Origin of the sequence: Streptococcus sp. 20925_1_77 (assembly GCF_041432125.1) — a bacterium.
Taxonomy (GTDB): domain Bacteria; phylum Bacillota; class Bacilli; order Lactobacillales; family Streptococcaceae; genus Streptococcus.
Window position 1 is genome coordinate 37,795 of sequence record NZ_JAPVZB010000001.1, and the last position, 14,260, is coordinate 52,054.

Genomic DNA, 14,260 nt, shown 5'->3' on the forward strand with positions numbered 1-14,260 from the left:
TCACAAAGAGAGGCTTTATTTACTGGAACTTTTTTTACCATTTTATCGTAGCTCTCATCATTTAGCTTTGAACGATTTAAAATACCGGATCTCTCCTATTTCTTTCCTCTTCTTTACAGTCATTTTTTTCTTTCTCCATAAAAATGTGGTATACTGGTATATGAAAATTTTTAGGAAATAAGACAAGGAAGTAACATTTTGTGAAAAAAATTACGAATTCGATACTCAATTTCATGAGTACCAGACTAGGATTTGTCTTGACCCTTCTGTTGCTCTACTGGTTCAAAACCATGTGGGCCTATTCAGTTGATTTTAATTTAGACATTCAGGGACCCTATCAGATTTTTCTAGCAGTGATCAACCCATTGCCGATCAGTCTGCTCTTCATCGGTCTAGCACTTTATATCAAACGAACCAAGCTCTTTTATAGTTTGGCCTTTGGGATCTACCTTCTCTTATTTATTTGGTTGATTTCCAACTCCATCTATTATCGAGAGTTTACAGACTTCGTAACGGTCAATACCATGTTGGCTTCCAGCAAGGTTTCTGCCGGTCTCGGAGCTGCTGCTTTAGAATTGTTCCGCCCTTGGGATGTGATCTACATTCTAGATTTCCCCATTCTAGCTTTCTTCTTCTTTAAGAAATGGATTCGAATGGACAATCGTCCCTTCAATAAACGCGCTAGTTTTGCGGTTACATCCTTATCAGCTATGCTCTTTTCGGCCAACCTTTTCCTTGCAGAAATTGACCGACCTGAGCTCTTGACTCGTGGTTTCTCAAACTACTATGTCGTTCGTGCCCTTGGTTTACCAGCCTTTCTAGGTTATAGCGCTAATCAGACCTATGCTGCCAACAAAGAACGTTCCAAAGCCTCCGAAGCAGATTTAAAACCGGTGGAAGAATATATCCAACAGCATTATGCCAAGCCTAATCCTGAGTACTTTGGAATGGCCAAAGGCCGTAACGTCATCTACATTCACTTGGAAAGTTTCCAACAATTCTTGATCGATTACAAGTTGAAAGTAGACGATAAAGAATATGAAGTGACACCTTTCTTAAACTCACTTTACCACTCGAAAGAAACCTTTGCCTTTTCAAACGTCTTTAACCAAGTCAAGGCAGGGAAAACGTCCGATGCTGAGACCATGATTGAAACAGGCCTCTTCGGACTCAACCAAGGTTCCTTTATGGTGAACTATGGTGGAACCAATACCCAACAGGCTGCACCATTTATTCTTTCAAAAAATGGTTACAACTCGAGCGCTGTTTTCCACGGGAATGCTGGAAGTTTCTGGAATCGGAATACGGCCTATAAACAATGGGGCTACAATTATTTCTTTGATGCTAGCTACTTCACCAAACAAGACAGCAGCAACTCCTTCCAGTATGGTCTCAATGACAAATACATGCTCAAAGATTCCATCAAATACCTTGAAAGATTGCAACAGCCTTTCTATACGAAGTTCATTACGGTTTCCAACCACTACCCTTATACGACTAGCTTGTCAGGAGATGATCTTGGATTCCCTCTTGCTAAGACACAAGACGAAACCATCAATGGCTATTTTGCGACCGCTAACTACCTAGATTCTTCGATCAAAGCCTTCTTTGATTACCTGAAAGAATCTGGTCTTTACAAAAATTCCATCATCGTTCTCTATGGGGACCACTACGGAATTTCAAACTCTCGTAACCCAGCTCTTGCTCCTCTACTTGGTAAGAACTCTGAAACGTGGTCAAGCTATGACAATGCCATGTTGCAACGCGTACCTTATATGGTAGTCGTTCCAGGTATGGATAAGGGAGGCATCATTGATACCTATGGTGGTGAGATCGATATGCTCCCAACCTTAGAACATTTGCTGGGCATTGAGTCCAATAAATTTCTCCAAGTTGGTCAAGATATGCTCTCACCAGATCATGATCAAATTGTAGCCTTCCGCTCCGCTAACTACTTTGTAACTCCTGAGTATACGAGCTATAGTGGCCGGACCTATTACACAAAAACAGGTGAGGAAATCACTAATCCTGATGAAAAAACCAAGGAAGAATTGGACAAGATTAGGGAAGCTGCTAACCTTCAATTGAAGATTAGTGATAGCATCCAGACCGGTGACCTCCTCCGCTTCTTCAAGGGCAATGATCTTGGAAAAGTCAATCCAGAAGATTATTCCTACACCAATTCCTTCAAGGCATTGAAGAAGATCGAAAAGGAAAAAGGTGACAAATCAACCAGCCTTTATAACCAACGTGGCAACCAGTCCACTGTCGATCTCTTCAAGGCACCAACTTATAAAGAATTGCACCCAGAAGATGATAGTTCTTCCTCAACTGAGACGAGTAGCAGTTCTTCTAAATAAAGAGAATCCCTGAGTAAAAACTCAGGGGTTTTGCGATTTCTTAAAGAAGTATCATACCTTACTTTTATCTAAGACTTCAAAAATAGAAGCTGTTAAATTCTCCACATAGAAGGGACGTTTATGGCGACTATTACCAACCATTAATTTCAATTTATCTGAATTTTGGAGGTAATATGGAAGCCCGCTGGCATTAAATATCACCAAGTACTTCTTGTCTCCTGTTAGTTCATAGATGACAAGACCACTAGTATCTGTCGCAGATTGGATAAAGACTTGTTGGTAGATGTTATCATAGCTTTCAAGCCCTAAGACAGGAAGACTTGTCTTCAAGGCGATCAAGCTTCGGATGTAGGCGATTGATTCCTTATTCTGACTGACCAGATCCCAGTTGACCTGATTCACAAAATCTGGAGCATTGTAGGAATTCATGGCCCGTTCACGATCCAAAGGTGTGATTTCTCCATCAGGACCTGTCGCTACCAATTTGGTCCGCATAAACTCTTGACCCAATTGCATGAAGGCCATGCCCTGAAAGAGCAGATTCATGGCCGTAGCCAACTCTGAGCGCTTGACCAATCCTGCTACTTCTACATTCGGATGAAGGGTCTGAAGCAAGTCATAGAGATTATAATTATCATGAGCCTCCACATAATTCAAGACCTGATTGGGACTTAAATAATTGCCAAGCTCTGCACTACCTAGAACAGCACGGGCAACGATATTCTCCGTCGATTTTCGGCTGACAAAGCCACGTTTGATGGAACCATAAACCTCAGCCCCTTTAATGGCATCGCGCTCCGTATCATTAAAGAATCCAATTCGTGGCAATTGCGCTGCATTGTCTTTCTTAGCCTTGTCTTCTGGTGCGAGACCTGTCCCCATGTCCCAGCCTTCTCCGTAAAGAAGAATCCGAGGATCCAGAGCATCCATCGCCTCCCGAATAGCATTCATTGTCGTCACATCGTGAATGCCCATCAAATCAAAGCGGAAACCATCGATCTGGTACTCCTTGACCCAGTGCGTGAGGGAATCAATCATGTACTTGCGGTACATTTCATGCTCACTCGCCGTCTCATTCCCAACACCTGTCCCATTTTGGAAGCGCCCATCTGGCTCCATCCGGTAATAATAATCCGGAACTGTATTTTGGAAAGGACCATGCTCAGTTGAGTAGGTATGATTGTAGACCACATCTATGACTACAGAAATCCCAGCGTCATGATAAGCCCGGATCATCGTTTTAAGCTCTTGCATGGTTTGTTTGGGATTGGATGGATCTGTTGAAAAACTGGTTTCTGGTGCAGAATGATTCTGAACGTCGTAACCCCAATTGTAGGTCACACGACCTTCTTCATCGTACTGTTTATAGCGATCAGATATCGGCTGCAATTGCACGACATTGACCCCTAACTGACGGATATAATCAAAGGCAGTCGCATCTCCATGGCTATTGATGGTTCCTTCTTGGCAAGCCCCCAGATAGGTCCCACGCAAAGACTCGTCCACACCTGATGTCGGTGACTTGGTCAAATCCCGAAGGTGCATCTCATAGATCACTGCTTGACATGGATTGTCCAGGCGCCAGGGAGTCGCATCGGCGCCTTTTTTAGGACCCCAATCAAACTGACGATCTGCTCTTGAGAGAATGGCTGAGCGCATTCCATCGGCTGTCGTGGCAATGCTATAAGGATCTCGCGTCACTTGAGTCTGGTGTTCAAAATGGACACGATAGTGATAAGCCATGCCACTTAAATTTCCTAGAAAATCTAGAATCCAAACACCTTGGGTGTTTTCTGGATGGTAGCTAGACTCTTGTTTGCCTCGCATCATCGGAATAGTCTTCCAAATAGGCGCATCCAAGTCTGTTGATTGATAGAGCAACAATTCAACTTTCTTAGCGGTAGGGGCCCACAGCTTAAAGCAATACTCCCCTTCTTCTTCGCGATAACCAAGCCAGCCTTGATAAGCCCATTTGGTGTCAAATTCCTTGGCATGGGTCGCCATATCGTAGGCATGAGGCTGACGATGACTATAAGCATGACTCGTCAAAGCAGCTTGCAAAGAATAATAGACAGTATCATCCCCATCGAGAACCCAAACTTCTCGAACATGCCCTTCTGGTAAGAGTTCGATTTCAAAATCACGGGTTTGGGTGAGCCAATCTCCTTCTTTAACCAAGACATGACCCCGGCTCAAGGCATCCTCGCTCTCGTATACCAGATTTCCCTCTACTCCAAAATAATCCAACTTGGAGAAAGAGACTGATTTTCCTTCTACTTGATCCTGCCATTGCCACATATCATAGGCAAAATAATTTCCTTTTTGCTTATGAAAATGAAGCTTTACATGGTATTGTCGCATAACATTTTCCTATTTCCAATTTGATACCTAAGGAACCATTCGCTCGTGAAACACGTACATGGTTCCAACTATTTGTTTTTATTCTTCAGATGTGTGAACCAAAGCATCGTTGTTGATTTCATCAATATTCGCAAAGAATTCCAAGTGATTATGAAAGACTTCCAATTCAACTGGAGTATCTCCCCCATATTCGCCATCTAGATTGATGCGGAATGGTTGAGCATTTTTCCCTAACATTTCGATCGTCAACTTCTTGGTCTTGAGATATTCTACATTTTCATCGTGCACATGCTTGCCTCCATTAATGGCCTGAATCATCAAGGACAACATGTTAAAGAGCTTAGCAGTTTTTACGATAATCAAGGTGAAGTTTCCATCATCTAGCTTGGCATCCGGTGCGACACTTTCAAAGCCAGCAATAGAGTTGGTCAAAGCCACAAAAATCATCGAAGCTGGACCTTCAAAAACGCCATTATCGTGTTCGATCCGCACCTTACGAGCCTTGTTTCTCGGCAACATTTTAGCTGCTTCTGCCACATAGGCAAAGTAACCCAGGCGAGATTTGACACTACTTGGGACACTGAAGGTCAATTCTGTCATGGTCCCTGCTGCAGCAATATTGATAAAATACTTACTGCCATAAGCACGACCAATGTCCATTTGAATGGTTTGATTCTTTTCGATAATGCGGGCAGCTGCCACTGGATCTCCCATCGGGATCTTCAAGGCACGCGCATAGTCATTGGTTGTGCCTGTTGGGATAAAGGCCATCTGCGGACGATTCTCCAGACCAGCAACTCCATTGACCACTTCATTAATCGTGCCATCTCCACCAGCAGCAATGATTAAATCAAAGCCTGCTTTGGCGGCTCTTTCTGCTTCATTTTGAGCAGAAAATGGTTCTGGAGTCGTTTGATAGGCGCTGGTTTCATAGCCCACGTCTTCCAATACGTCTAAGACTTCCGCAATATTTTTCTTGATAATTTCTTGCCCAGAGGTCGGATTATAAATTAAACGGGCTTTTTTGATTCGTTCTACCATAAAGATCCTCTACAAACTTTCAAGCCAGGCCTCATCTTCTACCTGGATTCCTAATTCTTGTGCTTTGGTTAATTTGCTACCAGCGTCACTACCTGCTACGACCAAATCTGTTTTCTTAGAAACAGAACCAGTTACCTTAGCTCCTAGACTTTCTAATTTTGCCTTGGCTTCTGAACGTGTGAGGCGTTCGAGCTTCCCAGTCAAAACAACTGTCATCCCTGATAGGGCCGCATCAGCAGCAACTTTTTCACCAAGATAGGTCAGATTGACTCCAGCTTCTTTCAGTTCTTGCAGGAGACGCTTGGATCCCTCTTGTGCGAAATAACGCTTAAGGCTTTCAGCCACGACCATACCGAGACTATTAATGCTGGCAATCCGTTCTGGATCTGCTGTAGCCAATTGATCGAGGTCATGGAATTCTTGGAGCAAGATTTGACTAACCTTGCTACCGACATGGCGGATCCCCAAACCAAAGAGTAACTTTTCGGCTGAATTCTCTTTTGAAACTTGAATGGCTTCATAGAGTTTTTCAGCAGATTTTTCTTTAAAGCCTTCTAAGGTCAATAGATCCTCGACTGTCAGACGATAGATCCCAGCTACATCCTCTACCAACTGAGCTGCGAAGAGTTTCTCTACAACAGCTGGACCCAAGCCTGTAATATTCATAGCATCCCGACTTGCAAAGTGGTTCAATCCTTCCTTAATCTGAGCTGGACAGAGCGGATTGATACAGCGAAGGGCCACCTCATCCTCGAAATGAAGCAACTCACTCTGGCAGCTCGGACAATGAGTTGGAATGGCTAATGCTTGATCAGATACCCGTTTATCTTTGACGACACGTAAGACCGCTGGAATGATATCACCAGCCTTGTAGACAATGACGGTATCTTCCTGATGAATATCTTTTTCAGCAATATAGTCCACATTGTGCAAGGTTGCGCGACTAACGGTGGTTCCTGCTAGTTGGACTGGAGTTAGATTGGCAGTTGGTGTCACAACACCGGTCCTTCCAACGGTCCAATCCACCGATAGGATTTTCGCTTCTTTTTCTTCAGCTGGAAACTTATAAGCGACAGCCCATTTTGGAGCCTTGACGGTAAAGCCTAGTTCTTCTTGAACAGCTAGGTCATTGACCTTGATGACGATCCCATCGATATCATAGGGAAGATCCTCTCGAAACTGAGCTACTTTTTGGATAAAGTCCCAAATTTGCTCCATATCCTCTGCCAACACTCGCTCTTGGTTCACGACAAACCCTAAGCGAGCTAATTTCTCAAGCACGCCTTCCTGACTGCTTTGATCGGTCGGACTCACTTCTTGATACAAGAAGGTTGCGAGATTTCGCTTTGCCACGATTTTCGTATCCAATTGGCGAAGTGTTCCTGCAGCAGCATTCCGCGGATTAGCAAACTCCGGCTCGCCGTTTTCTTGACGGATCTGATTGACCCGATCAAAGGAAGCCCGTGACATATAGCACTCGCCTCGAACTGTGATGTTCACTGGCTCTGGTAACACTAAAGGAATGTCCTTGACCCGCTTGAGGTTCTCTGTAATATCCTCACCGACAGAACCATCTCCACGTGTCGCCCCCGTTACGAGGACTCCATTTTCATAGGTGAGGGAAATGGACAAGCCATCGATTTTCAGCTCACATACATAGCTGATAGAAGGAAATTCCTTACGGACACGCTGATCAAAGGCTTCTAATTCTTCACGCGAAAAAGCATCCTGCAAACTATAAAGGGGATACTGGTGCTGGTATTTGGTAAAGCCTTTTAAAACCACCCCACCTACACGGTGAGTTGGACTCTCTGGTAAGATTTCATCAGGATGAGCGGTTTCTAGTTCCACCAACTCCCGATATAATTGATCATATTCACTATCTGAAACAGATGGAGCGTCTTTTGTGTAATACTCGTAAGCATATCGATTGAGTAATTCCACTAATTCTTTCATTCTGGTTTTCATGTTCTTATTTTATCATAAAATCTTAATTTAGCCTTGAATTTACTGCATTCTTAGCATTAAAAAAAGGGGCTGGGACAAAAGTCCTAGCCTCTCAATTATTTTTAGATTGTCGAGCAAGACGCAGTGGTTGAGTGGGCTCTACTACGCTGATTTCATCAGCTTTTACAGCCCTACTCAACTGTGCGGAGGTGAGACGACGAAATCGAATTCTAAGGAATTACCGATTTCTGTCCCACTCTCTTCTTATTTTGTAAAATCGATCCGTTTAGAAAGTTGATTGATCACAATCGCTCCAAAAATCAAGGATGCGAATTCACCCAATCCCATAGTCAACCAGTTATAGAAGAATGGTTGGCCTTGAAGGTAGTATAGTTCCAAGGCAATCGTAAACATGGAGATGGAAAAGAAAATCGCAAACAAGAAATGGTCCAAGCGAATAAGACCGTCAAACAAGAACTTGTTTTTGAATCGACCAAATAGAATGAGTCCAAGTCCTAAGAAGACAAAGGTTGAACCTCCACCGACAAAGACATCGATCCATCCAAAACTAAATAAGTTAGCAATCATACAACCAAGCGTCACCGCAATCAAGTACTTCTTATTGTAAAAAGCTAAGAAATTCATCATTTCCGAAACACGGAATTGATAGCCATAGTAGGCCATAGCGTTGAGAGGTGGGGTAATGGTCAATACGATATAAATCGCAGCAACAATGGCAATTTGTGCCATATCACGAGCAGTTAACTGTTTCATCTATTCTCCTTTAGCGGTTTTCCCGCGTGTAATATGCTTGGCGAAAGGATCTTAAGCGCCAAGGGTTGAAGGTTTGATTTCTTCAACCTTTCAAGTATAGCATATTTTGAGGTTTTATGGTAGACTGAATTTATGAAAACACTAATTAAAAAATTTTTTGATAATGAAATTTTATCCTATCTCTTTTTTGGAGTTGCCACAACCATTGTTTCCGTCGGAACCCGCCTCTTCATCTATCATGTGTCTCGTGATGAACGATTAGCGACAGCGATTGGAAACATTGCCGGGATCCTCTTTGCCTTTGCGACCAACGATACCATTGTCTTTAAACAAGAAAGAAAGGGCTGGTTTCAGCGCTTGATCCGATTTGCGATTGCGCGCTCTGGAACCTTTATACTGGACATGGCCTTGACTGAGATTTTTGTCAAGCAGTTCCCAGGAATTATCGGGCAATTCGTCCACAATAACAAAAGTCAGATCAATCTGATTGAAACCCTCTTTGCACAAGTGGCCATTGTGGTCCTCAATTACGTCTTTAGTAAACTCTTTGTCTTTAAAAACAAAAACAAGGCTTGAAACGATTGTTTCAAGCTTTATTCTTTTAAACTTCTATACTTGCATGCTCTGCACTTAATTGATAGATGGTGCCTTCAACCCCAAAATAATCCTTGGCTAGATCTTTCAATTCCTGCATAGCTGTTTGTGCGCGTTTAGCCTGCTCTTCATTGATAGCTTCAATGACCAAAATAGCGTCCTTGGTATCTTCAGTTAGCATGGTTCTTTGAGCCTCACGCCAATTCAAACAACGGCAAACGGCGCCTTCTTGGTCGTAGTAGATGATCTCCCCTTCCAAAGCTGGCGCATCTTCGTCAGCTCCTAATGGAAAGAAAGGTTCGCCTCCTTTCGCTTGTCCTAGTGAGAGGCCACCCACCAATTTATCCATATCTTCTCCCCCACAAGGAAGGGCATAAGCCATCGACACGCTATTGTAAAGATCCACCAAAGGATTAATCGGATAGAATTCACGTCCCTGGTGAACCCGTTTTAAGAGTGCTTCGATGGAAGATCGGGCTCCTTTTTTTGTTTTAAACTTGCTAAAAGCTTGGCGCCACTCTTGAACGAACTCACTCTGGGTATAGTTTTCTTCATCAATAAATTCCCATGCTCTCTTGGTACCCTTGTCCAACAATTCTTTGAAATAAGGATCCTTGGCTTCATCTACTGTATTATCAATACCATACAAGGACATCACTGTAATTCTAGCTGTTGGAAATAAATCCCAAAATGCTTGATCGACTGTCACTTTCATTGCTTTACCTCACTATAATTTCTTTTTTGACCTTTTTTGACTAGCTCCCAATCCAAGGTGATATTCTCACGAACTCGGATGAGATACTCCTCTAACTGTGCGACTTCTTCTTTGAAAAATCCTTTTAAGGCAGTTTTTTCAGAGTAAAGATGCTCCCCTAAAATGAAGGGGTAAATCTGCTTACCTTTTTCAGTTAATTCCCATTCCTTGATTTTAAGGTTTTCACCCCTTGGACGCTGTTGAATCAAGCCTCGTTCTTCTAATTTTTTTACAGACCTTGCAACGGTGGATCGATCTACTTTTAAGAGCTCAGAGAGTTCTTCCTGAATCATTCCAGGTTGCTCGGCAATTCGCACCAAGTAGAGGTATTGACCACGCGCCAGATCCAAATCTCGAAATTCAATATTTGCTATAGAATCCAGTGCTCTCGCAATGATGCCTATCTCACGCAAAATACTCATCTCACTCCTCCTTTCCTATTGACAATAGCATAACACATTTTTGTTGCAAATGCAACAAAATGGATAAAAAAAGAGGCTGGGACAAAAGTCCTAGCCTCTCAATTATTTTTGAATTATCGAGCAAGACGCAGTGGTTGAGTGGGCTCTACTACGCTGATTTCATCAGCTTTTACAGCCCTACTCAACTGTGCAGAGGTGGGACGACGAAATCGAATTCTAACGAATTACCGATTTCTGTCCCACTATCCCTTATTCTATTTTATCTTTTTTTCTCAAGCGTAACCGTCGCTTTAATGTTTGTGAAGCTTCTTTATGCCGAAAAGCTACTTCTTCCGTTTTTAATTTGGAGACAATTTCTCCATTGCGCGTTTGGAACTTGGCTTCTCTAGCAAACTGGATACTGGCGTTTAAAATACAACCAATAATCATGATTTTAGCTACCAAGATGAACCAGAACATAATGACCGCTAGGACGACAGAACCGAAGAAACGAGCATCTAAGAAATGACTCACATAACGATCCACATATTTCCAAAAGATATTTAATATCGCATACAGGACAGCAACAACGAAGGTCGCCCCTGGCAATACATATCTAAATTTTGGAATTTTGACATTTGGAAGGGTGTAATAGAGCAAGACCAGACTGACAAATAGCAAAAGGTAGATGGTCGGCTCTGTCAAATTCAGTAAGCGCACATAAATCGTCCGATCAAATGAAAAGGTCCGATAGAGATAGCGAACGATCATTTTCCCAAACATGGAAAGAATGAGCGAGAGTCCAAACAAGCCCTGCAAGGCAAAACTGATCAGAAAGCTAAAGAGTCGCCCCCAGATAATACCACGCTCTTTTTCCACCCCATAACTCTTGTTATAGGCTTTTTGGAGGTAGGCAATGCTCTGAGAGAAGATCCACAAAGCAGAAATAATCGAGAAACTCAGTAAGCCTGTCGAAGGTTTGGTCAAGACACTCGAAATCATCTGTGCCACTATTCGATATAAGGAGGCTGGCAAAACTTTCTGTAAGCTCAAAAGAATCTGAGTGGGACGAATATGAAAGTAGGGTAAAATATTGGCTGCAATCAGCATCAAAGGAAAAATGGAGATCAGCAAATAATAAGCCACCGCAATACTGGTGATATCAGACTCTGCACTCTGATAAAACCGCACGAAGCCCTTTATAAATGGCTGTCCCAGTATTTTTTGTAGGACCTTTTTCATTCGTCACCTCCCCATTTTACTAAAAAAGAGCAAAGAGCGAAACCAGACACTTGCCTTCAGCTCCATTCTTTCCTCTCTATTTTTTAGTATGTTCCTTCTTCACCTTGACTAGTCAGGATTACCGGACCATCTTTTGTAATCACAAATTGATGCTCGTATTGACAAGAAAGGCCACCGTCGAGGGTCTTATGGGCCCAACCAGTTTCCATATCTGTATCAATCTCCCAAGTACCGGTATTGATCATTGGCTCAATCGTCAAGACCATGCCTTCACGTAAGCGAAGACCGCGTCCAGCACGACCATAATGTGGGACCATTGGTTCTTCATGCATGGTAGGCCCGACACCGTGTCCGACCAAATCACGCACCACGCCATAGCCTTTGCTTTCCGCATACTCTTGAATCGCTGCGCCAATATCCCCCAAGCGATTGCCAACGACCGCTTTCTCAATTCCCTTATAGAGACATTCTTTGGTCACGTCCATCAAATCTTTGACTTCTTGCGAAACATTTCCCACCGCATAAGCCCAGCAAGAGTCCGCCAAGCCACCACTATAAGACTCAGTGTATTTCTTCACTTGGGCTACATTATCAAAATCTAATTTCGATACATCCAAAACAGATTTATCAAGCGGTTCTGACAAGACCATGTCTACCTTGAGGAGATCACCATCTTTGAGAATGACATGACGTGGAAAAGCATGGGCTACTTCGTCATTCAAACCACAGCAAGTCGCATAAGGATAATCCATGAGACTGCCTTCTACACCGATCTGAAGCGGCAAGACATTGGCTTCTTTACAGCGACGACGGACATATTCTTCTACTTCCCATAGGTCAAGCCCTGGCTTGATCAAGTCACGTAATCCAATATGGATGCTGGCAAGGAAATCTCCTGCACGATCCATGGCTTCAATTTCACGTTGTGATTTTAATGTAATCATTGTCTCCTCATTTCTTTTGTTTAATTAATCTTAATCGTAATGGTTGCTTTCGCGACTAGCTGCAGATCTAAATACAAGCTAAAATCAACCAAGGCCGAACGTCTAGTTCGCCGAACAAGTTGGGGTTCAATGCGGATCACATCATCCACCTGTACTGCCTGTAAAAAATTGATGATCAACTGTTCGACAATCAAGCTACGCCCACTGTGTTGCATCATCTTGCGAATAACCTTCATCAGCACTTCGATCATGACCCCATTGGCCAAAACACCGCTTTTCTCCAGCATACTTGGCTCCACTGTGAATTGGTAATGGTCGTTCTCTGTTTGAATCTTTTGACCAATTTGCTCACTAAAGGTTGGTAAGCTCGAAAACTGCACCTTGCTAATCCGATCCATGACATCCCGACGCGTAATAACACCCAGCAAGGTCTGGTTATTACGAACAACAGGAATCATTTCATAATCTTCAGCGATCATCCGTTGGCTAATCGTCGCAATGCTGGTGGACAAATTAGTGGTAAAAATGGTCCGTGACATCACCTTATCAAGGGTCGTCTGAGGCGCCTTATCTCCAGCATCTCTCATGGTTACGACGCCCACTACCATCTGGTGCTGATTGACAACTGGAAAACGACTAAAGCGATTCTTTCGAACCAAATCTAAATAATCCCGGACCGTATCCGTCTCAGAAAGATAGCCGTACTCATGGAAGGGCCGATAGACCTGTTCTACTGTCAAGATATCCGTCTTGATCTGCATGTTAGACAAGGCCTTATTGATCATGGTCGCGACGGTATAGGTATCGTGTGAAGTTCGGATGACTGGGATTTGTACCTGATTGGCCAGATCAATCACATCCTCACTGACCTCAAAGCCACCCGTCACTAAGACCGCATTGTCATGCTTAAGAGCCAATCGTTGGATGCTAGTGCGGTCACCCACGATCAAAAGCCCCCCTTCAGACACATAGTCAAGGACGTGCTTTTCCGTCATAGCACCAATGTAAAATTTATTAAATTCTTTTTCGAGACCTTCCTCACCTGCTAATATTTCAGAACCGGTGATTTCTAAAATTTCCCGATAGGTCAAATGCTCTAGGACAGCTTTTTGCGATTTGACACGGATAGTCCCGCTTCTAGGACGCGTTTCGACAATTCCTTGATTTTCAGCTTCTTTAATAGCACGATAGGCCGTCCCATCACTGACATTCAAAAAATTGGAGATACTGCGGACACTGACCCGTTTTCCAATCGGTAATTTTTCGAGATAGTCTAAAATCTCTTGGTGTTTACTCATAGAAGTCCCCTCTACCTAGGCGGAAATCATAATAATCGCGCATTTTACGCGTATAGCGGTCACTCCCTTTGAATTGACGAAAGAGACGAAAGCCAGCCTTTAAAGCGACCTTTTGACTCCCTGCATTTTCAACATGGGTGACAATCTTAAGCTCCTTCAGTTGAAATTTTTCAAATGATAGATAGACCAACTCTTTGACCGCTTCTGTCATCAAGCCCTTTCCCCAAAAATCTTTGCGTAAAAAGTAGCCTAACTCAGCCTCACCCTTGATTTCATCCAACTTTTCAAACTTGATCGAACCGATCATCTGATTGGTTTCCTGATCACAGATCGCCCAAACCCCCAAAGGATTTTTCATGAAATAGTTGGCTAGTACATATTGAGTTTCAGAAAGATCGGCTTGTGCAGGAAAGATAAATTGTAGGTTATCAGGATTCGAAGCAATCTTATAAAAATCTTCCGCATCCTCAAAGAGAAAAGGTCGTAAATACAACCTTTGTGTTTCAATTAGTGAATAGGCAGCTAAGTGCGTCCAAATATTCAT

At 43.0% G+C, this 14,260-nt stretch carries 12 protein-coding genes and 1 riboswitch; of the genes, 2 read left to right on the forward strand and 10 right to left on the reverse strand.

Annotation, left to right across the window (positions count from 1 at the left end):
- Window positions 1–200 precede the first annotated feature (200 nt).
- Window positions 201–2,360, forward strand: a complete 2,160-nt coding sequence (locus O3626_RS00225) for an LTA synthase family protein (protein WP_371494512.1) — start codon at window positions 201–203, stop codon at window positions 2,358–2,360.
- Window positions 2,361–2,411: 51 nt separating this feature from the next.
- Here O3626_RS00225 and pulA read toward each other — a convergent pair whose 3' ends face one another.
- The 4 genes from pulA to O3626_RS00245 all read right to left on the reverse strand — a co-directional run bounded on the left by pulA (window position 2,412) and on the right by O3626_RS00245 (window position 8,483).
- Window positions 2,412–4,721, reverse strand: a complete 2,310-nt coding sequence (gene pulA / locus O3626_RS00230) for a type I pullulanase (protein WP_371494514.1) — start codon at window positions 4,719–4,721, stop codon at window positions 2,412–2,414.
- 78 nt (window positions 4,722–4,799) lie between these two features.
- A complete protein-coding gene (locus O3626_RS00235; protein ID WP_003014385.1) occupies window positions 4,800–5,762 on the reverse strand; it encodes a diacylglycerol kinase family lipid kinase in 963 nt (320 codons plus the stop codon).
- A 9-nt stretch (window positions 5,763–5,771) separates the two neighbouring features.
- On the reverse strand, window positions 5,772–7,730 hold the full coding sequence (ligA, locus tag O3626_RS00240; RefSeq protein WP_371494516.1) for an NAD-dependent DNA ligase LigA: 1,959 nt from the start codon (window positions 7,728–7,730) through the stop codon (window positions 5,772–5,774).
- Window positions 7,731–7,973: 243 nt separating this feature from the next.
- Window positions 7,974–8,483 carry a QueT transporter family protein gene (locus tag O3626_RS00245; protein WP_003006740.1) on the reverse strand — a complete coding sequence of 170 codons (510 nt, stop codon included), beginning with the start codon at window positions 8,481–8,483 and terminating at the stop codon, window positions 7,974–7,976.
- Window positions 8,481–8,587, reverse strand: a riboswitch (PreQ1 riboswitch). (Overlaps the previous gene by 3 nt.)
- A gap of 28 nt (window positions 8,588–8,615) precedes the next feature.
- Here O3626_RS00245 and O3626_RS00250 point away from each other — a divergent pair.
- Entirely contained in the window at window positions 8,616–9,059 is a 444-nt protein-coding gene (locus O3626_RS00250; RefSeq protein ID WP_021153029.1) for a GtrA family protein, read from the forward strand.
- 25 nt (window positions 9,060–9,084) lie between these two features.
- On the opposite strand, the gene O3626_RS00255 is transcribed toward O3626_RS00250, so the two are convergent.
- The 6 genes from O3626_RS00255 to O3626_RS00280 all read right to left on the reverse strand — a co-directional run bounded on the left by O3626_RS00255 (window position 9,085) and on the right by O3626_RS00280 (window position 14,260).
- Complete coding sequence (locus O3626_RS00255; RefSeq protein ID WP_070666048.1) at window positions 9,085–9,792, reverse strand: B3/4 domain-containing protein; 708 nt, start codon at window positions 9,790–9,792, stop codon at window positions 9,085–9,087.
- Complete coding sequence (locus tag O3626_RS00260; RefSeq protein WP_371494519.1) at window positions 9,789–10,253, reverse strand: MarR family winged helix-turn-helix transcriptional regulator; 465 nt, start codon at window positions 10,251–10,253, stop codon at window positions 9,789–9,791. Before O3626_RS00260 ends, O3626_RS00255 begins: the two co-directional genes overlap by 4 nt.
- 249 nt (window positions 10,254–10,502) lie before the next feature.
- A complete protein-coding gene (locus O3626_RS00265; RefSeq protein ID WP_195423047.1) occupies window positions 10,503–11,474 on the reverse strand; it encodes a YihY/virulence factor BrkB family protein in 972 nt (323 codons plus the stop codon).
- Window positions 11,475–11,557: 83 nt separating this feature from the next.
- On the reverse strand, window positions 11,558–12,418 hold the full coding sequence (locus O3626_RS00270; protein WP_003003694.1) for a methionyl aminopeptidase: 861 nt from the start codon (window positions 12,416–12,418) through the stop codon (window positions 11,558–11,560).
- Window positions 12,419–12,438: 20 nt separating this feature from the next.
- Entirely contained in the window at window positions 12,439–13,716 is a 1,278-nt protein-coding gene (gene spxR, locus O3626_RS00275) for a CBS-HotDog domain-containing transcription factor SpxR (RefSeq protein WP_049515543.1), read from the reverse strand.
- Window positions 13,709–14,260: a GNAT family N-acetyltransferase gene (locus O3626_RS00280; RefSeq protein WP_024055817.1), complete on the reverse strand. Its 552-nt coding sequence runs from the start codon at window positions 14,258–14,260 to the stop codon at window positions 13,709–13,711. The genes spxR and O3626_RS00280 overlap by 8 nt, the downstream gene beginning before the upstream one ends.

Bases quoted from the DNA above. Each gene is read 5' to 3' on its own strand.
- O3626_RS00255 (WP_070666048.1), bottom strand. From the start codon at position 9,792: ATGAAAGTGACAGTCGATCAAGCATTTTGGGATTTATTTCCAACAGCT.
- O3626_RS00250 (WP_021153029.1), top strand. From the start codon at position 8,616: ATGAAAACACTAATTAAAAAATTTTTTGATAATGAAATTTTATCCTAT.
- spxR (WP_049515543.1), bottom strand. From the start codon at position 13,716: ATGAGTAAACACCAAGAGATTTTAGACTATCTCGAAAAATTACCGATT.
- ligA (WP_371494516.1), bottom strand. From the start codon at position 7,730: ATGAAAACCAGAATGAAAGAATTAGTGGAATTACTCAATCGATATGCT.
- O3626_RS00245 (WP_003006740.1), bottom strand. From the start codon at position 8,483: ATGAAACAGTTAACTGCTCGTGATATGGCACAAATTGCCATTGTTGCT.
- O3626_RS00260 (WP_371494519.1), bottom strand. From the start codon at position 10,253: ATGAGTATTTTGCGTGAGATAGGCATCATTGCGAGAGCACTGGATTCT.
- O3626_RS00265 (WP_195423047.1), bottom strand. From the start codon at position 11,474: ATGAAAAAGGTCCTACAAAAAATACTGGGACAGCCATTTATAAAGGGC.
- O3626_RS00280 (WP_024055817.1), bottom strand. From the start codon at position 14,260: ATGAATATTTGGACGCACTTAGCTGCCTATTCACTAATTGAAACACAA.
- O3626_RS00235 (WP_003014385.1), bottom strand. From the start codon at position 5,762: ATGGTAGAACGAATCAAAAAAGCCCGTTTAATTTATAATCCGACCTCT.
- O3626_RS00270 (WP_003003694.1), bottom strand. From the start codon at position 12,418: ATGATTACATTAAAATCACAACGTGAAATTGAAGCCATGGATCGTGCA.
- pulA (WP_371494514.1), bottom strand. From the start codon at position 4,721: ATGCGACAATACCATGTAAAGCTTCATTTTCATAAGCAAAAAGGAAAT.